Origin of the sequence: Aliamphritea hakodatensis (assembly GCF_024347195.1) — a bacterium.
Taxonomy (GTDB): Bacteria; Pseudomonadota; Gammaproteobacteria; order Pseudomonadales; family Balneatricaceae; genus Amphritea; species Amphritea hakodatensis.
Genome location: NZ_AP025281.1, coordinates 1879008 through 1905036 on the forward strand (window position 1 = coordinate 1879008; position 26029 = coordinate 1905036).

25 protein-coding genes are annotated in these 26029 nt (G+C 51.0%); 14 read left to right on the forward strand and 11 right to left on the reverse strand.

The window, feature by feature from the left end; translation table 11 throughout:
• Window positions 1-28 precede the first annotated feature (28 nt).
• On the forward strand, window positions 29-268 hold the full coding sequence (gene tusA, locus PCI15_RS08560) for a sulfurtransferase TusA (protein WP_271273912.1): 240 nt from the start codon (window positions 29-31) through the stop codon (window positions 266-268).
• 117 nt (window positions 269-385) lie between these two features.
• Window positions 386-829 (forward strand): ProQ/FINO family protein, encoded by a 444-nt coding sequence (locus tag PCI15_RS08565; RefSeq protein WP_271273913.1) that lies wholly within the window; start codon window positions 386-388, stop codon window positions 827-829.
• Window positions 830-898: 69 nt separating this feature from the next.
• On the opposite strand, the gene PCI15_RS08570 is transcribed toward PCI15_RS08565, so the two are convergent.
• The 5 genes from PCI15_RS08570 to PCI15_RS08590 all read right to left on the reverse strand — a co-directional run bounded on the left by PCI15_RS08570 (window position 899) and on the right by PCI15_RS08590 (window position 8154).
• Window positions 899-2848, reverse strand: a complete 1950-nt coding sequence (locus PCI15_RS08570; protein ID WP_271273914.1) for a bifunctional diguanylate cyclase/phosphodiesterase — start codon at window positions 2846-2848, stop codon at window positions 899-901.
• A 24-nt stretch (window positions 2849-2872) separates the two neighbouring features.
• Window positions 2873-3595: a transglutaminase-like cysteine peptidase gene (locus tag PCI15_RS08575; protein ID WP_271273915.1), complete on the reverse strand. Its 723-nt coding sequence runs from the start codon at window positions 3593-3595 to the stop codon at window positions 2873-2875.
• 226 nt (window positions 3596-3821) lie between these two features.
• The gene (locus tag PCI15_RS08580; protein ID WP_271273916.1) at window positions 3822-4844 is read right to left on the reverse strand and encodes a DUF3080 family protein; all 1023 of its coding nucleotides are present in this window, start codon (window positions 4842-4844) and stop codon (window positions 3822-3824) included.
• Between the two features lie 86 nt (window positions 4845-4930).
• Window positions 4931-6280: an MATE family efflux transporter gene (locus PCI15_RS08585; RefSeq protein ID WP_271273917.1), complete on the reverse strand. Its 1350-nt coding sequence runs from the start codon at window positions 6278-6280 to the stop codon at window positions 4931-4933.
• A gap of 140 nt (window positions 6281-6420) precedes the next feature.
• Window positions 6421-8154, reverse strand: coding sequence for a PHA/PHB synthase family protein (locus PCI15_RS08590; protein WP_271273918.1), 1734 nt, complete (start codon window positions 8152-8154; stop codon window positions 6421-6423).
• Window positions 8155-8420: 266 nt separating this feature from the next.
• Here PCI15_RS08590 and PCI15_RS08595 point away from each other — a divergent pair, with 266 nt between their 5' ends.
• Window positions 8421-8675: a glutaredoxin family protein gene (locus PCI15_RS08595; protein WP_271273919.1), complete on the forward strand. Its 255-nt coding sequence runs from the start codon at window positions 8421-8423 to the stop codon at window positions 8673-8675.
• Window positions 8676-8681: 6 nt separating this feature from the next.
• Here PCI15_RS08595 and PCI15_RS08600 read toward each other — a convergent pair whose 3' ends face one another.
• Together PCI15_RS08600 and PCI15_RS08605 are read right to left on the reverse strand one after the other, a co-directional pair.
• Window positions 8682-9509: a TatD family hydrolase gene (locus tag PCI15_RS08600; protein WP_271273920.1), complete on the reverse strand. Its 828-nt coding sequence runs from the start codon at window positions 9507-9509 to the stop codon at window positions 8682-8684.
• A gap of 8 nt (window positions 9510-9517) precedes the next feature.
• A complete protein-coding gene (locus PCI15_RS08605) occupies window positions 9518-11539 on the reverse strand; it encodes a transglycosylase SLT domain-containing protein (protein ID WP_271273921.1) in 2022 nt (673 codons plus the stop codon).
• Window positions 11540-11740: 201 nt separating this feature from the next.
• Between PCI15_RS08605 and PCI15_RS08610 the strand changes: the two genes are divergently transcribed.
• A complete protein-coding gene (locus tag PCI15_RS08610) occupies window positions 11741-13630 on the forward strand; it encodes an ATP-binding cassette domain-containing protein (RefSeq protein ID WP_271273922.1) in 1890 nt (629 codons plus the stop codon).
• A 22-nt stretch (window positions 13631-13652) separates the two neighbouring features.
• Here PCI15_RS08610 and PCI15_RS08615 read toward each other — a convergent pair whose 3' ends face one another.
• The gene (locus PCI15_RS08615) at window positions 13653-14093 is read right to left on the reverse strand and encodes a universal stress protein (protein ID WP_261844612.1); all 441 of its coding nucleotides are present in this window, start codon (window positions 14091-14093) and stop codon (window positions 13653-13655) included.
• Window positions 14094-14213: 120 nt separating this feature from the next.
• On the opposite strand from PCI15_RS08615, the gene PCI15_RS08620 reads away from it, so the two are divergent.
• Together PCI15_RS08620 and PCI15_RS08625 are read left to right on the forward strand one after the other, a co-directional pair.
• Window positions 14214-14720, forward strand: coding sequence for a hypothetical protein (locus tag PCI15_RS08620; protein WP_271273923.1), 507 nt, complete (start codon window positions 14214-14216; stop codon window positions 14718-14720).
• The gene (locus PCI15_RS08625) at window positions 14720-14941 is read left to right on the forward strand and encodes a DUF1653 domain-containing protein (RefSeq protein WP_271273924.1); all 222 of its coding nucleotides are present in this window, start codon (window positions 14720-14722) and stop codon (window positions 14939-14941) included. Before PCI15_RS08620 ends, PCI15_RS08625 begins: the two co-directional genes overlap by 1 nt.
• Here the strand turns inward: PCI15_RS08625 and PCI15_RS08630 are convergent.
• Window positions 14938-15630, reverse strand: coding sequence for a DNA topoisomerase I (locus PCI15_RS08630; RefSeq protein WP_271273925.1), 693 nt, complete (start codon window positions 15628-15630; stop codon window positions 14938-14940). The genes PCI15_RS08625 and PCI15_RS08630 overlap by 4 nt on opposite strands.
• 202 nt (window positions 15631-15832) lie before the next feature.
• Between PCI15_RS08630 and topA the strand changes: the two genes are divergently transcribed.
• From topA to PCI15_RS08645, 3 genes are all read left to right on the forward strand, one after another.
• Window positions 15833-18496: a type I DNA topoisomerase gene (gene topA / locus PCI15_RS08635; RefSeq protein WP_271273926.1), complete on the forward strand. Its 2664-nt coding sequence runs from the start codon at window positions 15833-15835 to the stop codon at window positions 18494-18496.
• Window positions 18497-18578: 82 nt separating this feature from the next.
• A complete protein-coding gene (locus PCI15_RS08640; RefSeq protein ID WP_271273927.1) occupies window positions 18579-19076 on the forward strand; it encodes a DUF6586 family protein in 498 nt (165 codons plus the stop codon).
• Between the two features lie 27 nt (window positions 19077-19103).
• Entirely contained in the window at window positions 19104-19361 is a 258-nt protein-coding gene (locus PCI15_RS08645; RefSeq protein WP_271273928.1) for a hypothetical protein, read from the forward strand.
• Window positions 19362-19423: 62 nt separating this feature from the next.
• Here the strand turns inward: PCI15_RS08645 and PCI15_RS08650 are convergent, their stop codons facing one another.
• Window positions 19424-19897 (reverse strand): cell division inhibitor SulA, encoded by a 474-nt coding sequence (locus PCI15_RS08650; RefSeq protein WP_271273929.1) that lies wholly within the window; start codon window positions 19895-19897, stop codon window positions 19424-19426.
• Between the two features lie 4 nt (window positions 19898-19901).
• On the reverse strand, window positions 19902-20504 hold the full coding sequence (gene lexA, locus PCI15_RS08655) for a transcriptional repressor LexA (RefSeq protein ID WP_271273930.1): 603 nt from the start codon (window positions 20502-20504) through the stop codon (window positions 19902-19904).
• 97 nt (window positions 20505-20601) lie between these two features.
• Between lexA and dinG the strand changes: the two genes are divergently transcribed.
• The 5 genes from dinG (at window position 20602) to PCI15_RS08680 (ending at window position 26013) form a co-directional block, all read left to right on the forward strand.
• Window positions 20602-22758: an ATP-dependent DNA helicase DinG gene (gene dinG / locus PCI15_RS08660; protein ID WP_271273931.1), complete on the forward strand. Its 2157-nt coding sequence runs from the start codon at window positions 20602-20604 to the stop codon at window positions 22756-22758.
• A 307-nt stretch (window positions 22759-23065) separates the two neighbouring features.
• Window positions 23066-24259, forward strand: coding sequence for an ATP-dependent RNA helicase RhlB (gene rhlB, locus PCI15_RS08665; protein ID WP_376787834.1), 1194 nt, complete (start codon window positions 23066-23068; stop codon window positions 24257-24259).
• 7 nt (window positions 24260-24266) lie between these two features.
• On the forward strand, window positions 24267-24509 hold the full coding sequence (locus PCI15_RS08670; RefSeq protein WP_271273932.1) for a hypothetical protein: 243 nt from the start codon (window positions 24267-24269) through the stop codon (window positions 24507-24509).
• An 8-nt stretch (window positions 24510-24517) separates the two neighbouring features.
• Window positions 24518-25543: an NAD(P)H-dependent glycerol-3-phosphate dehydrogenase gene (locus PCI15_RS08675; protein WP_271273933.1), complete on the forward strand. Its 1026-nt coding sequence runs from the start codon at window positions 24518-24520 to the stop codon at window positions 25541-25543.
• Window positions 25543-26013: a SixA phosphatase family protein gene (locus tag PCI15_RS08680; protein ID WP_271273934.1), complete on the forward strand. Its 471-nt coding sequence runs from the start codon at window positions 25543-25545 to the stop codon at window positions 26011-26013. The genes PCI15_RS08675 and PCI15_RS08680 overlap by 1 nt, the downstream gene beginning before the upstream one ends.
• Window positions 26014-26029 lie beyond the last annotated feature (16 nt).

Genomic DNA, 26029 nt, shown 5'->3' on the forward strand with positions numbered 1-26029 from the left:
GGCCTGTTAATATGAGGTTGTACATAGAATGGTTGAAGTGAAAGCAGACCACGTCATGGATGCCTGCGGCTTATATTGCCCGGAGCCTGTGATGCTGTTGCACAATAAAGTACGTGAGATGATCTCCGGCGAGGTGTTGCAGGTACTGGCAACAGATCCTTCGACGCAGCGGGACATACCTAAGTTCTGTACCTTTCTGGGCCATGAGCTTATTGCGCAGGATACGGATGACGAACGATTTTTTTATTATATTCGCAAAGGCGAATAACGGCTTTATTTAAAATTTAACTGTACAGCTCCGCTGATGTACGTAATATCAGCTCTCTGTATGGTAATACCAAGTTTTAGTCCGGCAACAGTCCGGTAAGTAACGAGAGAACTCATTGTGACAGCTACTGATACAGCAGCAACATCTGCAGCACCGTCGAAGTCTAAGAACAAGAACCGTGCCGCGAACCAGGCCGCTCTGCAACTGATTTGCGAGTTATACCCGCAGGTATTTAACCGCAAAAATGTTCGCCCTCTGAAAATTGGTATTCAGGAAGATCTGATTGCTGATGAAAAACTGGCCAAGAATAAGATTAAGCGTGCGCTGGCTTCTTATGTTCGTTCGCCTCATTATTTCCGCAGCTTGCAGGAAGGCGCTGACCGTATCGGTCTGGCCGGCGAGTCAGCAGGTACCGTCACGGCATCAGAAGCTGAACATGCCAAAGGGCAGCTGAAAGAAGCCAATAAGCGTCGTCAGCAAAACCAGCAGGCGCAGCGTGTCCAGGCCCGTGAAGACCGTATCAGCAACAAGCTGGAACAACTGGTTACCAAGCACCGTTAAGGGTTTGCAGTTAAAAAAAACGCCGCTTTTCAGCGGCGTTTTTTTTATCCGGAATAAGGCCGGATGATATTAGTCCAGTACCACCGGGCGGCCGTGTACCCAGCCCTGGCTGCCGTTGATTTCCAGCTCGGCCAGAACATTCAGCTGTTCGTTGCGTTCCACGTGTTCAGCGTATGCCTGAATTTCCAGGCTGTGAGCAACGGTAGACAGGCTGCGTACGAAGAAGCGGTCTTCAGCGTTATTATCAATTTCACGGATCAGAGAACCGTCAATCTTAATGTAATCGGGATGCAGGCTGTAAAGGTAGGCAAAGCCTGCAGGGTGTACCCCGAAGTTATCGACACCAAATCCAATGCGTGAATCCTTAAGTTGCTGGCGGAAGCGTACCACCTGTTCCATGTTATTCAGTACGGATGATTCGTTAATCTCAATCTGGAGCTGCTGGGGAGCATTCAGGTTGCGTACGGCGTTAGCAAACCAGTTATAGAAGCCGTCTTCCCGCAATGAGTCGTTGCTCAGGTTGATACAGAAGGTGTTCTGGTCGCCTTTCTGTAGCCGTTCGATCGCCTTGTTGATCACGGTTTTATCCAGTTCAGACATCAGATCCAGTTGCTTGATAACACTGATGAATTCACCGGCCATGCAGGGTTCATTTTCCTGATTGAGTATCCGTGCAAACAGTTCCTGCTGCAGATGTTTTTCTGTATTACCGACGGCATATACCGGCTGGCTCTGCAGGAAAATATCGCCCCGGCTGACTTTGTCAGAAACATGCTGATGCCAGCTGTTCTGCTGTTGCTGCTCCTGTTCCTGGGCCTGGATGGAGTGAACGTGGTTGTTATCAGTAACAGCCTGCTCGCTGGCAATCCGGGCGTTAGCGATCAGTTGGCTGGCATTACAGTCTTCTCGGAACGGTGTGGTGCCGATATAAACCGGAGCCTGTGCATCTCTGCTGTCGTGATGCAGCTGGCGGTAATAGTCATGCAGGCTGCTGATCAGTGTGTTGAGTTCGCGCTGCAGGTGATCCGGATTAGTAAGGTCTGCAAGCAATACGAAGTCTGAACCTGTCAGGCGTCCGATGACAGACTGTTCGCAGCAGGCTGCAATTTTTTCCATTTGTCCGGCGGTGGCTTTAATGAAGTTGTTGGATTTTTCTACCCCAAGTTTCTGGTTTAGTCCCTGCAGGTCTGCAATGTGCAGGTAGATCATGGTGCCGTTACCGAAATCTTTGCGGTAATCCAGTCTTTCAACCAGTTGTGATTGCGTTGAACGATAGTTTGCCAGCCCGGTCAGGTCGTCCTGGTAAGCGGTGCGGCGGATTTCTTCGATTTGTTTCGCCTGGGCATCAAACATTGCCTTCACACGCTGGATCATCATGTTCATCGCTATGACTACCCGGCGAAGTTCCCGGCTTTTAGGGATGTTTTCCTGTTCGACATAACGGCGTTCTGATAATGCGACAGCCTGATCTTCCACGCCTTTGAGCGGATTCAGAATGTAACGCAACAGGAAGTGAATAAAGACAATGCTGAGCAGTGACAGTACCACAAACCACAGGAACGTTTGTTTGGTGCCGCGCCATAGCTGTTCGTAGGCATATCCTGCACGGCTCTGGACGAATATTGAGCCGGCTTTATTCCAGGAAGAGGTCACTTCCCGGGTCATTTCGGGTGGATCAATTTTGACAATGTCCACGAACCATTGAGGCACCTGTTCACTGATCTGTGGGGGTGTGCTTTTGGAAAACAGCTCCTGGCCCTGGTTGTTAACCACTTTTATTTGCTGGTAATAGCCGCTGTCAAAAATGGCGTTGACCGTGGTTTCAATCGTGGCTTCGTCTTCCTGCAGCATATACGGCGCAAGGTAGAGGCCCAGGTGGGTAGCGGTGTCCTGGCCATGGGACTCGAGCTGGTTGAGCAGCATGGCCTTGGAGCTATCCGACATCAGATAGACAGATCCGGATACCAGGCCTAGCAAGACGGCTAAAACAGCAGCCATTAACTGATTTACGATAGACATGACTTTTCCTTTCTCTACATCCGCTTATTGTACGTTAATGTCTTTATCCAGGTTCTGAATTCTTGATTTCAGTTTTACCCAGGGTTTTAGCTGATCTGATGTTCCCACCAGTTTATTACGTTTGCCTTTCTTGGTAAGCCACAGGTTATCGGCATTAAAGCTGTAAACGTGTAACAAATCCGGGCGACGGTTCGCCGGTTTAATCCGTGAGATGAGGTTATCAAGAATCAGCGGGGTTGAAGAGGGTTTTTCATAGTAGGTGAGTACCATGTGGGCCTGGTTCAGTTCCAGCGCTTTTACGTAGGCAAGGCTCAGCTTCTCTACCGGCACACCGACCTGGCGAAGGGTGTAATATTTGGCAATGGTGAAATCTTCGCAATCACCGCCATTGGAAATCAGGAATTCAACAGGCGTGGCCCAGTAATCTTTTTTGCCCCAGTGTTTAATGTCGTCAATGAAGCGGACCTGATTGAAGAATTTATTCACTTTACGCAGCTTAATGTCTTCAGGGTCGGTGCCAATTTCATCGATCAGTCTTTGCCATGCCTGCAGGCGTTTTTGGGCCTGTTCACCATACTGGCGCCCCAGCTTTTCGATCTGGGCCTGGCTCATGCGCACATCCATTTCGACGGCCGCCATGGAGGTGAGGGCCAGTGTCAGGGCAATCAGCAGGGCACAGACAGCAATGACCGGGCTGGTCAGTTTACCTGACTGATATTTATTGGCTGCAACTGATCGTGCGGTCATCCCTGCTCCTGACGACACCCGGTTACTACCGGAAGGCTGTGCGGTCTGTAATGGTCTTTAAAGAGAGCTCATGATTCTAGAGAAATCATTCCCGCTAATCATCCGATGCAGCGGTTAAGCTGTGCATAATGGGTAATAGTCTTTAATTACCGGTATGTCTGAAGGGTGTGATTGGCGGTTGCTGCGAATGTTCCGTGGGGGCTACCCAAAATGTGCAGAGGTTATTTCAGCGGCTGCCGTCAGGCATCATGTTGCACTGTCCGAGTATTTCCTGCCAGGCCGTTGTATGACGGTGCAGTGCCTGGCGGTACTGCTGCCACTGGCCTGTCTGATTCTGCCGGTCAAGATAGTCTTTGCGGTACTCGCGCATGGCGTCTGGCAGGGTGCTTTGCAGCGGTGTCAGAATGGCTTCATGGGCTGCAAGCCAGATGTCGCCCTGTTGGTGGATGTTAGCCAGATACGGCTGAAGCTGCCCGGCATAATACTTCTGAAACACATTCATCAGTATTTCTGCCTGTTGATTACGGTGGCCACTGAAACAGAAGGGTCTGGATTTCAGGCGTTGTTCAATCAGGTTCGCTCCCTGATTGAGTGTCGTTGTGGTGATAAGAAGCGAGCGTTGCCAGCGGCTGCCAAACCGGTTGCTGTAGAGGGTAAGGTAATCCTCTTCAATATTGTCAATGAAATCTGGCAGTGGCCAGTTCTGGGCTTGACTGGCAAGGCTGCTGAGTTGCTGAAAATGTTGCAGGCTCAGTTTTACACTGGCAAACCGCGCCTGCTGCAAACGTTTTTCGGAGATGTCTGCTGACGGAAGTTCCAGGGGCGGTTCTGACGCAGAGAAATTGGCTTCCATTTCGTCGGTGTTATACAGGCTGTTCCAGAGGACCGCCGGCAGGTTGGCCTGTTTGATTGCCCAGATATTCAATATCTGTTCGCGTACTTCCGGTTCAAGCTCCTGGGTGCGGATACGGTCCACGCACTGCCGCATCAGAACAATGAATTTAAGTTCGTAGACCAGCTTCTGCGACGGTTTCATGACCCGGCCCAGCGAACTGTTACGCTGGGCAATCAGAGGCAGTAAGTCGCACTGTCGCAGCTCCAGTACTTCAAGCAGGCCTTGACGGACCGGTGTTTCTTCCAGAATGCGCAGGCGTCGCCGTGGCAGGGGAGCAGGGTGTATGTCACTGAGGTCCAGCGAAGCATCGGTACCAAGGGCGTTACCCAGTCGGCTGATATAGTCTTCCAGCATGGCTTCAGGGGTGGTGGGCTGACAGCCAGACAGGATAAGACACAGGCACAGGCTGCAGAAAAGCCGGACCCTGTACAGGGGTAAACTTATCGGGCTAAACGGAATAAACGCCATGGTAACAGTATAGCGGCAATGGTCAGTCCGATAACCAGCCCGTACCAGAAACCGGCAGCGCCCATGGCGGGTACGAGAAGGTCAGTCAGGCCGAGGATATAGCCTGAAGGCAGACCAATCAGCCAGTACGCAACGAATACCACCAGCAGTGGTACGCTGGTGTCTTTGTAGCCCCGTAATGCACCGGCGGCTACAACCTGAATTGCATCTGAAAACTGAAAAATAGCTGCAATTACAATCAGGCTGCTGGCAAGTGTAACCACCTCTGTCAGCGGGGTATACATCTGTGCAATGAGGGTTGCCGTCAGATACATGAAACTACAGGAAATCACAGAAAAACTGCCGGTGAGTAGCAGGCCCGATGTTGCGGTAAACCGGGCCCCTTCACGGTTTTTTGCCCCCAGTTGCTGACCAACCCGAATGGTAATTGCCATGGCAATACTCAAGGGGAGCATGAAAACCATTCCGGTAAAGCTGATGGTGATCTGATGGGCGGCAACCACTACTTCACCGAGGCGGGCAACCAGCAGCGCGATAACACTGAACATGCTGACTTCAATCAGCAGCGTAAAGCCGATCGGAACCCCGAGGCGGAGTATCGATCCCAATGGCTTACGTTGTGGGTTTTGCCACTGATTAAAGAGCTTAATGGGTTTAAACAGTTCGCTTTTACTGATGTAAAGGCTGCTGGCAATGGCCATTATCCACATGACAATCGCGCTGGCCCAGCCGCAACCTACACCGCCCATCGCGGGTAAGCCGAGTTTTCCGTAAATGAAGATGTAATTCAGCGGAATATTACAGAGCAGGGCAAGGATGCCAATTTTCATGATTGGCCGGGTTTTGCCGAAGCCTTCACAGTAACTGCGAATCACCTGATAAAACAGTATGGCAGGAACACCCCACGACAGCGCTGATAAATATGCCTGGGTTTTTATCAGTAAACTGCCGTGGATATCCATGTATTCAAGCAGGGAGGTGTTGTTATTCAGCAGAATAATTGCCACAACGGTCAGGCACAGGGCAATCCATTGCCCCTGCTGAAACTGAACCCGGGTTTCCCCTTCTTCGCCTGCGCCGACGTGGTGGGCAACCAGCGGGGTGGTTGCCATCAGTATGCCGCCCATGCTCAGGAGGATCGGAAGCCAGAAGCTGGAGCCAAGGGCAACCGCGGCAAGATCTTCTGCGCTGACCCGGGCAGCCATCAGGGTATCAACGAAGCCAATGGCCGTCTGGGATAACTGAGCAATAATAATTGGCAGGCCGAGTATCAGAATGGTTTTGATTTCTGACAGGCGCTTTGACAGGGGAGTTGGGTTCACAGGGTATCTTGCCGGAGTAAAAGCCGCATGATACCCCTAAGCGGCGGGCTTAGAAACAAATCAGGATGAATTTAACGTTTTGTTTCATGTATAAAAAAACCGGGAATGTCCCGGCTTTTTTGAGGCAATGGAAGTGCAGGTTAATCCACACGGACACTTACATAGCGACCGGGTGCCGGCTCGATTGCCGGATGGCTGGCGTTACCGGGTGTGGCAGGTGCGTCAGTTTTTTTACCGGCTTTGGGTTTGATCCATTTATTCCAGTGGCTCCACCAGCTGCCTTCTTCCCGCTGGGCGCTTTCCAGCCAGTGATCAGGGCCTTTGCCCAGTTCCCCACTGCACCAGTAGTGGCGGCGGTTTTTAGAAACCGGGTTGATTACGCCAGCCACATGGCCACTGGCGCCCAGCACAAATTCGATATTACCCTGCATCAGTTCGGTACCGGCAAACGTGCCTTTCCAGGGGGCGATGTGGTCGTCGATGGTAGACAGGAAGTACACAGGGATTGTGATATCACGCAGGTCAATCTGTTCACCGCAGATGGTCAGTCCGCCGGGTTCAACCAGTTTGTTGCCAATGTACATGTTGTTGATGTAGAAGTTGTACATGCTGGCCGGGAGGTTAGTTGAATCGCTGTTCCAGTAGAGAATGTCAAATGGCGCCGGGTTCTGACCTTTAAGGTAATTGTTTACCACGTAAGACCATACCAGATCGTTAGAGCGCAGCATGTTAAAGGCTGTTGCCAGGCTGCGGCCTTTAAGCAGGCCATCTTCATCAACTTTCTGAACGATCTGCTCAACTTGCTGCTCATCGATGAATACCCGCAGGTCGCCCGGATCGGTGAAGTCGGTCAGGGTGGTGAGGAAGGTGGCGGAAGCAATTGAATCATCTTTACGCTTTGCCAGAACTGCCAGTGTGGAGGCCAGAATGGTGCCGCCGATACACCAGGAAACGCAGTTGATTTTGCTGCTGTCGGTGATGTCTTTAACGGTGCTGACGGCTTTCAGAACACCATCTTCAACATAGTTATCCCAGTTCAGGTCCCGCTGTTCGACAGTCGGGTTCAGCCAGGAAATCAGGAAAACGGTCTGGCCCTGATCGACACAGTATTTAACATACGAGTTGTGTTCCTGCAGATCCATGATGTAGAACTTGTTGATGCACGGCGGGACGATCAGTGTCGGGCGGGCATAGACTTTTTCAGTGGTAGGGGCGTACTGAATAAGTTGCAACATTTCGTTTTCAAATACAACGCTGCCTTGAGTGGTGGCAATGTTATCCCCAAGGGTGAATGCAGACTCGTCTGTCATGCTGATACGGCCTTTTTCAAAGTCGCTCAGCAGGTTTTTAAGGCCGTCAACCAGGCTCTGACCGTTGGTGTCCAGAGCTTGCTGCATCACCTCAGGGTTGGTGACTGCAAAGTTGGTTGGGGACATGGCGTCAATGTACTGCTGGGTATAAAACTCCAGCTTGCGCTGCTCGTTTTCGCTGAGATTGGCGTTGGAGGCCATTTCGCTTAGCAGCTTAGAGCCCAGGAAATAGGATTCCTTGATGTAGGAAAATACCGGGTTTTTGCTCCATTCTTCGGCTGCAAAGCGGCGGTCCGATTTAGCGTTTTCCTGTTCGCTGCTTTTGCCCGAGAGCAAATTTTGCCACAGGTTGAACTGAGCTTGCTGATAGTCTGCGATGGCTTTAACCCAGGCGGTAGGGTCTTCAAAGGATTTTGCCGCCAGATCAGTCCATGACTGGCTGAACTGTTTGAATATGTCTTCGCTGCCGGCAGAGGAATACATCGCCAGCACTTTCTGGCTTTCCTGATTCAGATAGTTAATGAATTCCTGAGGATTAGAGAAGAGATTGCTGTTGTTTTCCATAAAGCCGCCTTTAGGTAGTTGTCCCGGTTCCGGACTGTGTTACATCCCTGACAGGGTGCATCAATGCATCATGCGATCATTGAGAATAGACAATTTGATGCAGTGCAGCAAGAGGTGTTTCGTGGAACTTTAGTGACATTTCCGTGAATTATTCTGCAAAAATCCGGTGTCAGGCCGATGCTTTGGAGCGGCTATCTGTAAAGCCTGTCTGTACTTGCTGCATAGCAGCCCCTAAAATGCCATTTTTTTGAACAGGCAGAACGGTTATGCGTAAGTTTTTATTGATGGGCACTGAGGGTTGTCATCTGTGTGATGATGCCGCTGCAATCGTTGTAGCAACGCTTAACCCTGCGCTGCACGAAGCGGAGCTGGTAGATATTGCCTTTGAAGATGAATATATGACCCGTTATGCCGTTCGTATCCCGGTTCTGCTTGATGACGCCAGTGGTAAAGAGCTGGACTGGCCCTTTGATCAGCCCGCTTTGCAGGATTTTCTTCGCGGTCTGGAGGTCAGCGAGTAGGCGGTTTTAAAGCAGGTCCTGTAAGTTAAAGAACGTAAGGCTGGTTGTGCGGCTTTCCCGGGCGACCTGTTCTGCAGGTTTACCCACCAGCTCTGCGACTACCTGCAGGATGTGAGGCAGATTCAGTGGTGTGTTACGCCGGCTTTTGGGTTTTGGACGAATGTCCCGTGGTAACAGATACGGCGCATCTGTTTCCAGCATCAGGCGGTCTGAGGGAATGTCTTTCAGCAATGGATGCAGATGACTGCCGCGACGTTCATCACAAATCCATCCGGTAATTCCGATGTGCAGGTCCAGGTCCAGATAGTTGTACAGTTCTTCCTGGGTGCCGGTAAAGCAGTGGGCGACCCCGCCACTGATATGTTCTCGGCAGGCGGTTAGCATTTCCAGTTGTTTCTGATGGGCATCCCGTTCATGTAAAAACAGGGGAAGGCCCGTTTCTGCTGCCAGTTCCAGTTGTTGTTCGAAAGCGTATACCTGCGCCTCAGGTGAAGAAAAATTACGGTTGAAATCCAGACCTGTTTCGCCGACCGCGACTACCTTCTCTTGCTTTAAAAGCTGGCGTAACTGCCGGGTTGTTTCGGTACTGTACTCGCTGGCCGAGTGAGGGTGTACGCCGGCCGTGGTGAACAGCGGGGCGCTGCTCTGTTGACACATTTCCTGACACTGGCGGTTTTCAGACATATTGGTGCCGGTAAGGATCAGAGGTGAAACACCGGCGAGCTGCGCCTGCTCAGCCACTTCCTGCCAGTCTTTTGTAAAGCTGGAATCGCTAAGGTTAACGCCTATATCGATCAGTACTTGTTCGGCACTTTGCGGGGTGAATGTTCGCATGGGTGATCTTAGTAGGCGCTCAGTTGCTGTTTAATCTGCTTGCGCAGGGTTTTGCTTTGCTTTGCGCCGACGGCGTCCTGCAGTGCCAGTTCAAAGGCCGGTTGTTCAAGGGAGTGCTTAGATTCGCCGGCTATGGTGGCATAGATGGCGTGATAGGCAATGACGTTACGGACATATTTATTGGTTTCCCTGAAAGGGATGGTTTCTACCCAGATGTCCATAGGCAGATGTCCGCGGGCTTTCAGCCACTGATCAACCCGGTGGGGGCCGGCATTATAAGCTGCTGTTGCCAGTATTTGGTTGCCCTTAAAGCGTTTTTGCATTTGTGCCAGGTAAGCGCTGCCAAGGTTGATATTGATAACCGGCCGGTTCAGGTCGGTAACACCTTTGTATTTCACGTCAAACTTCTTGGCTGTCTGTTTAGCGGTTTTGGGCATCAGTTGCATCAGACCACGGGCGCCGGCACTTGAGCGTACCGTGGTTTGGTAGGCGCTTTCCTGACGGGCGACAGCCCGTGCCCAGTTGGTATCAATTTCCAGCTCAGCCGCCATCTTGTCGAAGATTTTGGTATAAGGGGCCGGAAAACGGATATCGATCGCATCCCAGACCCGGGCTTTAGCGGCGCCGCGGATCGCCTGGTCGTGCCAGCCCCACTGATGCGCAAGGGTTGCAGCTGCATAGAAGGTGTCTGAGTCGGCATCCTGAGTGATACGGTTCCATTCCCGCCGTGCCAGGTAGTGTTCGTTTTGTTTATAGAGTTCGAACATGCGCTTAAAGGCAGGTGTTTCCGCCAGTGTGTTCAGTGCTTTACCGGCGGGTTTAGTAGCTGTCGGATTCAGGCTGAAAGGTCGGTTAAGGATATCTGCCGCCAGCAAACCGTAGTAACTGCGTTCTTTACTGAGGGTGACAAACGCCTGTGACGCGGCGGGTGTCAGACCCTGAGTGTGGCTTGCGGCGAGAGTGCGCCAGTAGACCCAGCGTTCATTTTTCTGGGTTTCTTCGGGTAGGTTACTGATCAGGCGGAAAACTTCCTGCCAGTCTTCTTTGATCAGCGCCGTACGGAAGAGGCGGTTCTGGATGGTTTCGTCCTGGTTATCTCCCAGCTGTTCTATCAGCTTCAGTGCGCCTTTAGGTGCCTTGCTTTGAAGCCGTGAAGCCAGTCTACGGTTGAGTGATTCTTTCCGTTTAGTGTTAAATTTCAGGGTGTCACGCACTGTCAGCCAGGTTTTGGCTGCCGCTGCCGGCTTGCTCAGGCTTAGCCGGGTCAGGCCGTAGAGATACGTTTCCCGGTTAGCCAGGGTATCATCTTTAAGGGCGTTCTTTTTGGTCAGCAGTTCAGGATTCGCCTGAATTTTATAAAAGCGATCAATAACGGCTTTATCCTGTTTGGCGGTGATAAAGCGCCGTAAATATTTTGCCAGTGACATTTGTTTGGCAGCAACACTTTTCCAGAAACGGGACGTTGCCAGTGCGGAAGATGGACCGCCTTTAGTTTTCTGCCAGTATTCGAAGCTGCTGTCACAGGCGTCAGGGCGGGAGTGACCGACATTCCAGAAAGCATCTATACCGGCAATGGCTTTAGCTTTGTGCCCGGTTTCCATCAGTGCATGGCGGCGATAGCATTCATATTTTTCACTGCCGTTGATGCCGGATTTTGCCAGTGCCGGCAGGTAGGCTTTCCAACGTTTCTGACGAATCAGTTGGTTCAGCCAGCGCTGTTGCAGTTGTGTGGTAACGGGGACATCCGGGTATTGTTTGCCGAATTCAGAAATCTGCTTTTGGGTTACGCTGGCAAGTTGCTTGCTCAGTTGGGCAGCTTCCACATAGGGCAGCAACGGGTAATCAGCGAGTTTTGCTTTGATTGAATCAAGTTTGCCGAACTCGGATGCTTTGATGGATTGCTTGGCATCTTGATATAGCTGACGTTGCTGGTCGAGGGTTGTGGCGGAGACTTGGCTACAGAACAGCCCTAAACTCAGACCAATTACACTGAAAAAATGATTGCGATAAAACTTTTGCCTGGCCAGCATGGTTAACAATCCTTGCCGATAATATAACGATGTATCGAGTGTCTACGAAGCCCCTGTAAGATGCAAGCGACGTGTTGTAGCAACACTGGATGTCCTTTTCTCTGAGGTCGCTAATATAGCAGTTTATGAGCACACTGCAGGGATGTTTAATTTATTTTTTTCAGTAGAATAGGCGCCTGATTTTATACAGGTGGACGATTAATGGCGTTAATCAGACTAGAAAAAGTTTCCGTTGCCTTTGGTGATAAACATTTACTTGATCAGGTGGATTTCCAGCTGGAGAGAGGCGAGCGGGTTGCACTGGTCGGGCTAAATGGTGCCGGTAAGTCAACCTTGCTGAAAGTGATTGCCCGTCATCAGGCGACCGACGACGGAGAGCTGTGGCAGGACGGCGGTGCAGTTATTGCTGAATTACCTCAGGCGCTGCCTGCCGCGGATGAACGAAAGGTACGGGATGTCATTGCTGAAGGTCTGGGTGATGCCTATCAGCTGGTTTTACGTTATCACGAGCTGGCCGGTCAGTTTGATGATGCAGCAATGAATGAAATGACCCGTCTGCAGCATCAGATTGAAGAAGTGGATGGCTGGCAGCTCGAGCTGCGCATTGAGCAGATTCTGGAGCGGCTGGGGCTGGATGGCGATGTGCTGATGTCTTCCCTGTCTGGCGGATGGCGCCGCCGGGCGGCACTGGGTGCTGCGCTGGTGCAGTCGCCGGATTTGCTGTTGCTGGATGAGCCGACCAACCACCTGGATATTGAAACCATCGAGTGGCTTGAAAAACAGTTGCTTGAGTTTAAAGGCGGTGTGTTGTTTATCTCGCACGACCGTTCGCTGGTGGAGCGTCTGGCAACCCGGATTATTGAGCTGGACCGGGGCACACTGACCTCTTTCCCGGGCAGTTATCAGGCGTATCTTGATCAGAAAGAAAAGCTGCTGGAAGAAGAAGCCCGCCACAACGCGCTGTTTGATAAAAAACTGGCGGAAGAAGAAAAATGGATCCGTCAGGGAATTAAAGCGCGCCGGACCCGTAACGAAGGTCGGGTACGCGCCCTGAAAGCGCTGCGTGTCGAACGTTCTGAACGGCGTAACCGGCAGGGTAAAGCGAAGTTTAATCTGGAACAGGCGGACCGTTCAGGCAAGCTGGTGGTTGAGGTTTCAGATGTGTGCCAGAGCTTCAAAGGTGCACCCGTGGTTAAGGATTTCTCCGTCCGGATGCAGCGTGGGGACCGTATAGGTTTAATCGGCCCGAATGGTGTGGGCAAGAGTACATTGCTGAAAATCCTGTTGGGTGAGCTGACACCGGACAGCGGTGAAGTACGTCAGGGCTCAAATCTTGAAGTTGCTTACTTTGACCAGCTGCGTGGGCAGCTTAAGCCGGAACAAACCATTATTGATAATATTTCTGAAGGGCGGGAGAGCATTACCATTAATGGTAAGTCCCGTCACATTATCAGTTACCTGGGGGACTTTCTGTTCACCCCTGAACGTGCCAGAACGCCGGTTAAAGCGCTGTCAGGGGGCGAGTGTAACCGGGTCATGCTGGCGAAGCTGTTTTCTCAGCCGGCTAACCTGCTGGTACTTGATGAGCCGACCAACGATCTGGATATTGAAACCCTTGAACTGCTTGAAGAAATTCTCATGGATTTCAGTGGCACATTACTGCTGGTGAGTCACGACCGTGCGTTTCTGGATAATGTAGTTACTTCAACACTGGTGTTTGAAGGCAACGGCCATATCCAGGAATATGTCGGTGGGTATCAGGACTGGTTGCGACAGCGACCTGATCCTGCGAAGCAACAGCCTGTTCCGCAAAAGACGGTTGAAGAAGCGCCGGCAGAGGTGGCTAAACCGCCGGCAGAAAAGCAGAAAAAACTCAGCTATAAGTTACAGCGCGAGCTTGATCAGTTACCGGAACAGCTTGAGCTTGCAGAAGCAGAGCTGGCACGGTTGCATGAAGTCTCCAGTGCCGGTGATTTTTATAGCGGTGACCGTGATGAAGTGGCTAAAACGCTTGAGGCGTTGCAGCAGCAGGAAGCTGAAGTCGAGCGTTTAATGGAGCGCTGGGTTGAGCTTGAAGCAATGCAGGGCTGATTCAGCCCTGCATTACTGAGCGTTACTCTTCCTCAGCCAGCCGGATGGCCAGGACGTCACAGTTAGCGCCGTGCAGGACGCCGTTTGCGGTGGAGCCCAGCAGCAATGCAAGGCCCTGACGGCCATGGCTACCGACAACAATCAGGTCGCAGTTTGTTTCTTCGGCTATACGGTGAATTTCACTCTCTGTATGGCCGCTGACGATATGCTGATGCTTGATGGGATAGTCCAGGGCCGCGCTGAATTTACGGATTTTTTCCTGAGCGTGCTCATCCAATTGTTCCTGGATAGCGGTGAGGTCCATGGGGACGTCGCCACCGTAGGCAAAACTCAGGGGCTCTATCACATGGATCAGTGACAGATCAGATTGGCAGCTTTGCGCAATGATGCGTACTTTTTCCACCAGTTGGTGGGATGCTTCAGACAGGTCTACAGCAAGCAGAATATGGTTATAAATGCTCATATGTTTTGATTCCCTGTTGTTTCCTGTATCTCAGAATAGCATAAGAGAAATATTGTAAAACATGAGAGATGTCAAATATCTAGGCGGTTTTTTGTAGCTTTTTTAAGGAGAGTGCAGATAATGAAATGGGCGATTATTATCCTCGTCATGATGTCGCTGGTGGGCTCGATGATGTGGGTCATGCCAAGTCAGCGGCAACGTTTTCAGGCGCAGCTGCGGCAGTTGGCAATGCGAAAAGGTTTTAATGTTCAGGTGGCAAAGGTGAATCCGCCACGGGCCAGTGGACAGGTTGAGCAGGAAAGTTTCAATTCGCCGGTTTACCGCTTGCCCCGGACAAATATTTCCCGTCAGGAGCGTGAAACGTTTGTACACTGGCAGGTATATAAACAAACGGCGCTGGCAGCGGAGGGGTTACCTGAAGGCTGGTGTTGGGGAGAAGGTGAGCGTCAGTTGTCGGCCGGTCAGTTAGGTCTGTTGCTGGAGCTGATTGCGCGTTTGCCCGAAGGTGTTGTTGCCATTGAATCCGACCCGGTGCACCTGAGTGTGTTCTGGGATGAGCGTGGTGAGTTAGAAGACCTGGACCGTATTCAGGATGCAATGAAATCAGTTACTGAGGAAAAATTTTAATGTCAGAGTCAGTCACGTTACAGCCCGGTAAGTATCGTCACTATAAAGGGGCGGAATACGAAGTTATCAGTGTTGCCCGGCATTCTGAAACAGAAGAATATCTGGTGGTCTACCGGCAGTGTTATGGCGATGAATCCCTGTGGGTACGCCCGTATGGAATGTTTACAGAAACGGTGACAGTTGATGGCAAAACCGTACCCCGTTTTGCTTTTGAGGGTTAGCCGGAGACTTCACTTGGGTTTTTAGTTGTTTCCGGTGGGTTACGGGCCGCAGTGATAAATTTATCGAGTTTTTCCAGGCGGTCTTTTTTCTTTTTCTGGGGTACGCTGGTCTTGGTTATGATGGCTTTGGCGTGTTTAAAGTGAGACAGGGCAATCAGATGATCCTCCTGCTCCAGATAATCATTGCCCTGCTGAATGTGGGCATCCGCAAACACGCAGACATGCAGCCAGTACAAATCGTGCTGATAATGGCGTACCTGCGTGGGGGTCAGCATGCGCATTTTTGCCATTTCAACAAAAATCTGTTCAGCATGACTGATAAATAACTGGGCCCGTTTCAGGGCTTTGTCACTGCTGAAGTTTCCGGGTGCGACCTGAGTGTTGTCGTTGGTATCTTTAAGGTTGCTGATTTCTGCCAGCAGGTCAGAATCCGGTGCCAGCCGGGAAATTTCTTCGATCATGTGAGTGACGAACAGGCTAAGCTTATCGATAATTTCTTTACGGCAGCTGGCTTCCCGCAGTACGGTAATCGTGTTCAGCGCCAGCTCAGATTTACGGCGCAGCTCTCTCAGGCGCTTGATACGGGCTTCTTCACGCTGCTCCCGGGAGGCGATAAAGTGGTTGATACAAATGGCAACAAAACCAATTGAGGCAACAGTCAGTAAGATAATCAGGTTGTCTTGAAGCATATTCTCAGGTAGTTGTAATTATATGCGAATAAAGAGTGTCGCTATTGTACCTGCCAAATCATGATCTGGCATATACCCTGTTGAAATAGATTTTAATAATTGAACCTGTAATTTTAATCAGAAGCTTGACCCTTTAGGTTTGAGACATTATATATGCACGCTGATTTGAGTTGCTGATTATATCCTCTAAGGATTTTTGTATATGGGTAAGTCCCTCGTTATTGTGGAGTCTCCGGCGAAAGCCAAGACGATTAACAAATATTTAGGTAACGATTTTGTCGTTAAATCCAGTGTGGGGCATATACGTGATTTGCCTACCAGCGGTTCAGCGAGTGCGTCTAAATCTGATCCCAAAGAGCGGGCCAGACAGGCCGCACTTACCCGTAAAATGTCACCTGAAGAAAAGGTGAAACATAAAGCTAAAAAGGCTAAAACCCAATTGATTGCGCGCATGGGGGTGGATCCGGAAAAGGACTGGCTGGCGCAATATGAGATATTGCCGGGCAAAGAAAAAGTTGTAGACGAACTGAAACGTCTGGCGAAAAATGCTGACACCATCTATCTCGCGACCGATTTGGACCGAGAGGGTGAAGCGATTGCGTGGCACTTGCGTGAAGCGATTGGCGGAGAAGATGACCGTTACCGCCGGGTGGTATTTAACGAGATTACCAAAAAATCCATTCAGGAAGCGTTTAAGCAGCCAAGCGAGCTGGATATGAGCCGGGTAAATGCTCAGCAGGCGCGGCGTTTTCTGGACCGGGTTGTGGGGTATATGGTCTCGCCACTGCTGTGGGAGAAGGTTGCCCGTGGTCTGTCTGCCGGACGTGTACAGTCGGTGGTAGTGCGCCTGGTGGTTGAGCGCGAGCAGGAAATCCGCAGTTTTATTCCGGAAGAGTTCTGGGAGATGCATCTTGATGCAAGTTCCGGGGCGAAAGAGGCCCTGCGTCTGCAGGTTAATAAATATCAGGACAAAGCTTACCGGCCGACCAGTGAGACAGAGAGCGATCAGTATAAGGCGCTGATCGGCCAGTCACCGCTGGAAGTTGCTCAGCGTCAGGACCGGCCAACCAGCAGTAAACCTTCTGCACCGTTTATCACTTCGACATTACAGCAGGCGGCGAGTACGCGGCTGAATTTTGGTGTAAAGAAAACCATGATGATGGCTCAGCGACTCTATGAGGCGGGCTACATCACTTATATGCGTACGGACTCGACCAATCTGAGTACTGAGGCTGTTGCTGCCTGCCGGGATTATATTCAGGACAGCTACGGTGATAAGTATTTACCTGAGGCACCGAACCGTTATAGCAGTAAAGAAGGCGCGCAGGAAGCACACGAAGCGATTCGTCCTTCGGATGTGACGGTTGAGGCTACATCCCTGAAAAGCATGGAGCGGGATGCTGAGCGCCTCTATGAGCTTATCCGTCGTCAGTTTATTGCATGTCAGATGATGCCTGCGCTGTACACCAGTACACGCATTACGGTTAAGGCCGGTGAGTTTGAACTGTCTACAAAGGGCCGGATCCTGCGCTTTGACGGCTATACCCGGGTGCTGTCAAAAGCAAAAGCAGATGACGATATTATTTTGCCGGACGTACAGCAGGGTGACACCCTGAAGCTGGAAAAGATTGAACCCAAACAGCACTTCACTAAACCCTCGCCACGATATACTGAAGCGTCGCTGGTGAAAGAACTTGAGAAGCGCGGTATTGGCCGCCCATCGACCTATGTGCCTATTATTTCGACCATACAGGACCGTGGTTACGTTGAGTCACAGAATCGTCGTTTTTATGCCCAGAAGATGGGTGACATTGTTACTGAGCGGCTGGTAGAGAACTTTACTGATCTGATGGATTACAGTTTCACAGCCCGTATGGAAGAAGCGCTGGATGATATTGCCAGTGGCGAAGCGGATTGGAAGGTATTGCTGAATCAGTTTTACAACGGTTTTGTAAACCGTTTGGAAATTGCTCAGCAACCTGAAGGCGGCATGCGGCCTAACTCGCCGACTGCAACTGATATTCCGTGTACGACCTGCGGCCGTGAAATGATGATCCGGACAGGTACTACCGGGGTCTTTTTAGGCTGTTCCGGCTATGCGCTGCCACCAAAAGAGCGCTGTAAGTCGACAATGAATCTGATTCACGGCGATGAAGTCGTCAGTGTTGACGGTGATGATGAAGAAGAATCCCGCATTCTGATTAATAAACACCGTTGCAAGATTTGTGATACGGCAATGGACAGCTATCTGATTGATGAGCAGCGTAAATTGCATATCTGCGGCAATAACCCGGATTGCAGTGGCTTTGAGGTCGAAAAAGGCAGCTACAAGATTAAAGGCTATGACGGCCCGGTTATCGACTGTGATAAATGTGGCGCGGAAATGCAGCTGAAAACCGGTCGGTTCGGTAAGTTCTTTGGCTGTACCGCTGAGGGCTGTAAAAATACCCGTAAACTGCTGAAGAGTGGTGAAGCTGCACCGCCGAAGATGGACCCGGTACCTATGCCTGAGCTGGCCTGTGACAAGGTTGAGGACACCTACGTATTGCGTGACGGCGCGTCCGGTTTGTTCCTGGCTGCCAGCCAGTTCCCGCGGAAACGGGAAACCCGCGCGCCAAAGATCAGTGAGTTGTTGCCGCACCAGAAAGAAATTGATCCGAAGTACAGCTTCCTGTTCAGTGCACCGGTTCAGGATGATGAGGGTAACCCGAGTATTGTCCGTTACAGCCGGAAAACCAAAGAGCAGTATGTGATGACTGAAGTAGAGGGTAAGGCGACGGGCTGGCGGGCTTTTTATCAGGGTAATAGCTGGGTAGTTGAAGCCGCGAAGGCAAAGCCAAAGGCTAAAGCGAAAGCTAAGAAGTAAGGGTCTACACTTAGGGTTGATGGCCACGGCTTTTGCTGTGGCCATTGATGTGTAGTATTTCTTTTTTTTGGCAGGTACCTGTATGTCTCTGAGTGGTTTGAGTCTGACAAATCAGCGACTGTATTTTGCAAAACTGCAGTTGCAGCAATATAGCGCGCTGGCTGACGGTGAGTCAGAGCCTGCGCGGCAGGCACAGTATGAGTCTGTTGTATTTCATCTGATACAGGCTTACCGGTCATTTCTGCGTGAATTGGCAGAGGCCCAGAATGTCCCGTTATCAGCTGATACAGGCAGTGCTGTTGTCTTACTTGAAGGATGTTCTGCGGACTTTGTATCACCGGAACTGCAGGAGCTGGCGATGCTTGAAACAGAAATCGCCTCCTGGCTGGCGCAGATGCAACGGACATTTGTACAGCTTTCTGCTTTGGGTGGAGACAGTCATGAAACCGGTGTAGTGCATCATTCTGAGATCAGTTTAACGATGCTGACTGATGATGACCGGCAATCCAGTCTCACATTGTGGCTGGAAGCATTGTCTTCAGTTATACAGCGCTTACGCGCTGTATCTCAGGAATGGTAATTCATTTTTTAAGATAGAGTTTTATTGATGGCTGAGTTGTTTCTGGAAATTGTTGAGCTTGAGAGTGGTGAAGTTGTACTGCGTGAAATGGAGTCCGATGATGTGCCTGTGATGCGGGTCAGCTTCTCGGATGATATGAAAAAGCGCCTGCAGGATCAGCATCTTGATGTGGCGAAGGTGATGCTGAGTGCCGGCATTCACATGGCTGCAGAAATACAGAATAAGGCTGCTGAAGCACAGGAGCTTAAAAGTGCGGAAGATGAGAAACCGCCGGTTTTGCACTGAGCAGTTAACGATCATAAAAAAAGCGCCACAGGGCGCTTTTTTTATGGCGGATAAAAACTGTTTTATGAGGCTATGCGGTCCCGGATCACAATGCCGTGGCTGGCGCCGTGTTCAGCTGCATTTTCCAGGCCGTTTAGTTGCTCATTGCTGAGCATTCCGGGCCAGGTGATTACCGCGTGGCAGGTGCCTGCTTTCAGGGCCTGGCATGCCAGATCATAAGTTGTGTGGCTGGCGTCGGGTTGTAACAGCATGATCTTGTTAAGATCAATGCCGGCAGCCGAAAGCAGTGCTTTGGGCAGGCTGCTTGGCGGTGCAATCCAGGCAAACCAGCGATCGTCGCGGCTTAACTGAGCAAGCAAAGGCAGTAACATCGTTAACTGATCAAAATCATTGTTTTGCATAACAATTTCAGTGATTTTGCCAGCAAGAGCGGGCATCGGCTGAGATACCTGTTCAGTTAACATGCTGTCAGAAGGGCGAATCAGGGGAATATTCGCGTTCTGAGTGGGTTGAGTTACCAGTTCTGCCTGCATCATGTCGTTATCCTCTTCTAATCACGCCTACGCCAAGGCCTTCAATAGACAATTCCTGTTCTTCCAGGTTGATCACAATCGGGTCAAATTCTTCGTTTTCAGCAATCAGGTACACTAAGTTGCCATCTTTTCTGAAGCGTTTAACGGTAACGTCATCTTCGATACGGGCGACAACGATTTCTCCGTTTTTTGCCTGTTTGCACTGATGTACGGCAAGCAGGTCACCGTCCATAATGCCAACATTCTTCATGCTGGTGCCCCGTACCCGCAGGAGATAGTCCGCTGGCGGGTGAAAGAAGTCTGCAGCAATGGTGCAGCGGTCTTCAACGTGTTGCTGAGCCAGTATCGGGTTACCTGCGGCGACCTGTCCGACGACAGGCAGGCCTGCAGCTTCCTGTTCAAGGTCGGGAATACGGATACCCCGTGATGTGCCAGGTATCATTTCGATTGCGCCTTTACGCGCCAGCGCCTTGAGGTGTTCTTCTGCAGCATTAGCAGATTTAAACCCCAGTTCCCGGGCAATGTCTGCACGGGTTGGCGGATAGCCGGTGGTTGCAATGTAATGTTTTATACATTCAAGAACATCGGTTTGTCGTTGTGTTAGTTTCATGATGATCTCTGTGTTTTTATCCAGTGCCTGTAACTATATACAGTATTTTGCTTTTGTAAACATTTTTTATGTTTATATATCCAGTGTTATTGATAGAATGGCCGCCATTCATACAGACGGATTGATTGACGTGCTGACCGACGATCTTAAAAAACAGATACAGACTGCTTACAGTAAGTTTTTAGCCAGCCGTGGCTTAAAAGCCCGTGCCGGTCAGAAGCGGATGATCGCAGAAGTGGCTAAAGTCATTGGTAATATCCCTGTTGACGATAAAGCTCAGCGCCTGGGGGAAAATCACGTCTGTGTTGTAGAGGCGGGAACCGGGACGGGCAAAACGATCGGCTATTTGCTGGCGGCAATTCCGGTTGCCAAGGCTTTAAAGAAGAAGATTATTCTGTCTACCGCCACCGTGGCCCTTCAGGAACAGTTACTGCACAAAGATTTGCCTGAAGTACTTGAACATACTGAATTGTCGATGAGTTTTACCCTTGCAAAAGGGCGGGGCCGCTATCTTTGTATTAACAAGGTTGAGCAACACCTGGATTCAAGTGCTTCAACCGGTCAGATCGCACTGTATGAAGATGAACAGGCGATGCGGCTGGACCCGGAAACGGAGACTTTTTACAAGCACCTGCTTAATGAGTACGCGTCGGGCCGCTGGGACGGTGACCGGGATAATCTTACCGAAGAGATCGAAGATGCCCGCTGGGGACCCTTAACCAGTGACCATTTACAGTGTACTAACCGCCGCTGTACCAACTTCAGTGCCTGCAGCTTTTTTAAGGCACGGCGGGATCTGGATCAGGTTGAATGCGTGATTGCTAATCACGATATTGTTCTGGCGGATCTCTCTCTGGGGGGCGGGGCTATCCTGCCTGATCCCGGTGAAGCGATATATATTTTCGATGAGGGGCATCATCTGGCGCCCAAGGCCAGTAATCATTTTGCGTTCAGTTTGCGGATCAAGTCATCGTCGCGCTGGCTCAATACCCTTCCCAAGCAACATGCTCAGATGCTGGAACAGCTCGGTCATCCGGGTGTGATGTCTCAGTATGTTGAGCAAACGTTACGTCCTGGCGAAGATTTAAAAATTCTGCTTGAACAGATCCATGAGCTGGTGAAGCCGCTGATGGTCAATGCTGAAAATGGCCGGATACGTGACCGTTACCGCTTTGCCGGTGGTGAAGTCCCTGAAGAGTTAAGGCTGATGTTCAAAGATTCTGAGCATCTGGCTGCCCGGCTGTTAACCCGTCATGAAATGTTACTGGACCTTTTCCGTGAGGCGCTGGACGGTGAGGTGGGTGACATTGATAAACAACTGGCTGAGCAGTGGTATCCGAGGCTTGGGCTTATGGTGTCGCGCTTTCAGTCCATTACCGGTCTGTCGAAAAGTTTTTTCCGGGCTGATGAGCTGAAAGAAAGCCCCACAGCCCGCTGGGTCAATCTGGTAGAGTCGGGTATCGGTCAGGATTTTGAATTTCACAGTGCACCGGTGTCTGCTGCGCATATGCTGCAACAGCATTTGTGGCAAAACTGTTTTGCTGCTGTTGTTACATCCGCGACCCTGACAGCACTGGGGCGATTTGACCGGGTGCTTGATGATCTGGGGCTGCCGCCTGACACCCCGAGTCATAGTTTGCTGAGCCCGTTTGATCATTATAATGCGGCTGAGCTTTATATCCCGGCGATGAATGCCGAGGCCAGTGATCCGGACGCACATACCCAGGCGGTGTGTGACTTCCTGAACAGTGAGCTCGACAGTAAAGCGGCTACGCTGGTGTTATTTACTTCCTGGCGCCAAATGCGCACAGTGCTTGCCTCGCTGGACGAAAAGCTCAACAATAGTGTGCTGTCACAGGGTGATTACAGTAAAAATGAAATACTGAAGCGTCATCGCAGCCGTATTGATGACGGTGAGGGCAGTATTATTTTTGGTTTGGCCTCCTTCACTGAGGGGGTTGATCTGCCAGGGAAGTACCTGACGGAGGTTATCATCACCAAGCTGCCGTTCAGTGTGCCGGATGACCCCGTTGATGCGACCATGGCAGAATGGATTGAAAACAAAGGCGGTAATGCCTTTATGGAGTGGTCTGTTCCGATGGCTTCGGTGCGCCTGACGCAGGCCGCCGGCCGGTTATTACGGACCGAACAGGATACCGGCAGAATCGTTCTGCTGGACCGGCGAGTAGTAAGCCGGCGCTATGGGCGGCAATTATTAGATGCCTTGCCGCCTTTTCGGCGTACCGTTGGCTAATGCCTGACGGTAACGTCTTTCGATGAGTTCCGGGCTTTGTAAGGTATGCGCTTCTTAAGTGGAAAAGAGAAAGTGAAGAGTATGCAGCATAGCCGGCGGAATAATATAAGTATTTGAATACATAGGTACTAACTTGATAAAAAATTTGTTTCGTAAGGTGAATAAGTCACCGGAATCAGCAGAGGCACAGCCGCAGGCTGCAGCCGTTACGTCTCAGGAAAAGTCGACTGAAGCCAAAACAAAGTCAAAGCCAAAGGTAAAATCCAAACCGCGGCAGCCAAAGGCGAAGCCACCGGTTTCGTGGTCTGTGGATCAGTTTCAGGTGGAGCCTGAGGAGGGTAAACAGCGTTTTCACGACTTTAATTTGCCAGATGATGTGATGCATGCCATTGCTGATCTTGAGTTTAAGTACTGTTCTGCCATTCAGGCGGCAACGCTGAACCAGTCTCTGGCCGGTAACGATATGATCGGCAAGGCGCAGACAGGCACGGGTAAAACCGCCGCGTTTCTGATCAGTATTATTACTGACCTGATTGACTTTCCGCTTGAGCATAAGCGTGCCCGGGGTGTTCCGCGGGCGCTGATCATTGCACCGACCCGTGAATTAACCTTGCAGATCGCTTCGGATGCTGAACAGTTGTCCAAATACTGTGATCTGAGTGTTGTTTCGCTGGTGGGCGGAATGGATTACGACAAACAGCGTAAACAGCTGGCAGCCCGTCCGGTGGATATTCTGGTTGCTACTCCCGGCCGTCTGATCGATTTTGTGCGCAGTTCTGATGTGGATCTGGGGGATGTTGAGGTGATGGTTCTGGATGAGGCCGACCGGATGCTTAGCATGGGCTTTATTCCTGATGTCCGCACTATCATCCGTCATACGCCGCGCAAAGGCGACAGGCAGACGCTGTTGTACAGTGCGACCTTTACTGACGACATTATGAACCTTGCCAAGCAGTGGACGGTCGATGCGCAGGTGATTGAAATTGAACCGGAAAAAAGAAGTACAGATTCTGTCACTCAGCAGGTCTATCTGGTTTCCCGTCAGGAGAAATATACCCTTCTTCGTAACTTTATGCGGGCCAATCAGCTGGAGCGGGTAATTGTGTTTGGTAACCGCCGTGACGAAACCCGCCGGCTGGCTGAGCGCCTGCAGAAAGACGGTTTGTCGGCAGCCCTGCTGTCTGGTGAGATACCCCAGCAAAAACGCCTGAAAACCCTTGAGGCTTTCCGTAGCGGTACGATAAACATTCTGGTCGCCACTGATGTTGCCGGCCGGGGGATACATGTTGATGGCGTCAGCCATGTTATTAACTATGCATTACCTGAAGATCCGGACGACTATGTACACCGGATTGGCCGTACCGGCCGGGCAGGCTCTACCGGTACTTCAATCAGCTTTGCCAGTGAAGATGATGCCTTCCTGATTCCGGATATTGAAGCGGAAGCCGGGGTGAAGATGGAGTGTATTTATCCGGATCCCCATTTATTGCAATCGTTATAGGCCGCGAATGACCGAAGATAAACATAATACCGCACGGATCAGTCAGTGGCTGGGCTATGCGGTCAGTCTTTTTTTCGTTGTTATTGCCTGGTTCGGTTATCAGCGTACCGGAGACGTGTTGCAGCTGCTTCTCTTTCTGCTACTGGCGGTGGTTGCTTTCGGAGTCGTAAAGTTGCTGTTTGCCGGCATTAACCGTTTGCTGGATTCACTGGATAAGTCATCAGGCCCGTCGTCTGATCAGGACAGGTAGAGTTTTTTATGCAAAATCAAAAGGCGGTAGCGGTATTGGGGGGCGGCAGTTTCGGCACCGTCATTGCTGATCTGGTTGCCAGCAAAGGAATACCTGTTCACCAGTGGATGCGCAGTGAAGAGCGGGTTGCAGAACTTAATGAGTGCCGCACCAATCAGCGGTATTTACCCGGGTATACACTTGCGGAAGGTATCCATGCCAGTTCTGATATCGAAGCGGTTCTGGCGAATTCGGATCTGGTTTTTGTGTCTATTCCAAGCCAGTCATTCCGCAGTGTGGTGCGTCAGGCCAAGCCTTTTATACAGTCATATCATCAGCTGGTCAGCACGACAAAAGGCATTGAAGCAGACCATTTTAGCCTGATGAGTCAGATTCTGTCCGAAGAATTACCCGGGCAGGCGGTGGGCGTTCTCAGCGGTCCTAATCTTGCTAAAGAAGTTGTTCAGAAACACCTGACTGCAACGGTTATCGCCAGTGATAACGATGCGTTGCGTCAGCATGTGCAGGAAATCCTTCACTGTGCTCACTTCCGAGTGTATGCCAGTTCGGATACTTACGGTGTTGAGCTGGGTGGCACGCTGAAGAATATCTATGCCATAGCTTCCGGGTTAAGTGCTGCGATGGGGATGGGTGAAAATACCAAGAGTATGCTGATGACACGCAGTCTGGCAGAGATGAGCCGTTTCGCCGTACAGATGGGGGCTAACCCGATGACATTTCTCGGCTTGGCCGGAGTGGGTGACCTGATCGTTACCTGTTCTTCATCCCTCAGCAGGAATTACCGGGTTGGTTATGCGCTTGGGGAAGGGCAGACGCTGGCTGAAGCAGTGGCTGCGCTCGGAGAAGTGGCTGAAGGCGTTAATACGTTACGTTACGTTAAAGAAAAGAGTGATGAGCTGGAGGTGTATATGCCTCTGGTTCAGGGGCTCTATGAGGTCGTATTCAACGGTGCGCCGATCGCTGAGGTTGCCAGGAGTATGATGCTCAGTACGCAGAGCAGTGACGTTGAATTTGTTTTGCCCCGGATCCCCTAATGCACATTTATCTGTTACGGCACGGTGAGGCGGGTTATAACGCGCCTTCGGACCGGCTCCGGCCCCTGACCGAAAAAGGTAAGCAGGATCTGGACACGATGTTGCGGGTATTCAGTGCCGAACATAAGGTGTCCCGTATCTATCACAGCCCGTATCTGCGTACCTGTCAGACAGCTGAGCGGTTCAGTGTGATACAGGGCCGCCCGGAGCTGGTTTCAGCTGATCTGCTGGTGCCGGAGGCATTACCCCAGCAGGTCGTGGACTGGCTGGGTGAGCTGGCAGGGAGTGCCGGTACAGAGAATATCGCACTGGTGACCCATCAGCCGCTGATAGGCTACCTGACCTGTTTGCTGACCGAAGGACATACCCGCCGTCCGGAGCCTCTGTTGCCCGGGCAGCTAGCCGAACTGGATGCTGACTTTCCCGCGGCGGGCCTGGCCCGTCTGATTAAAGTCTGGCGCGCCGGCTGACAGTTCGTCGCCGCCC